The sequence below is a fragment of the Mesorhizobium ventifaucium genome, from assembly GCF_935822925.1.
GTDB lineage: Bacteria > Pseudomonadota > Alphaproteobacteria > Rhizobiales > Rhizobiaceae > Mesorhizobium > Mesorhizobium ventifaucium.
This window is the reverse complement of record NZ_CAKXZS010000061.1, coordinates 1-270: the sequence shown is the minus strand read 5'-3', so window position 1 is coordinate 270 and position 270 is coordinate 1. Positions and strand designations below refer to the sequence as shown.

General features: G+C 62.2%; 1 pseudogene. It reads right to left on the bottom strand.

What is annotated here, in order from left to right:
• Positions 1 to 270, bottom strand: a pseudogene (locus NMG70_RS33430) (acetoacetate decarboxylase); the annotation flags it as partial.

Sequence of the window (270 nt, the reverse complement as noted above, 5' to 3'; positions counted from 1 at the left end):
AGTCGAGCGTGCCCACCAAAGTGTCGGTTTCGGTCCGAAGTGTCGGACTTGCGAGCTTCTTGGGAAAGCCCCACAGCTCGCGCCCGCCGGCAATCGGCGGATGGTCGTTGAGAAACATGCAGTGGGTGTAGCTGCCCTTGCGTCCGCGGAACGTGACCGGGATGACTTGCCCGCTTTCCGTGTAGTCGCCGAAGCCGGTCGAGTCCGGCATGCGAATGAACTCGAATTTCACGAGAGCTTCGCGCACCTGAAGCGGCTCCGGCACGAGGT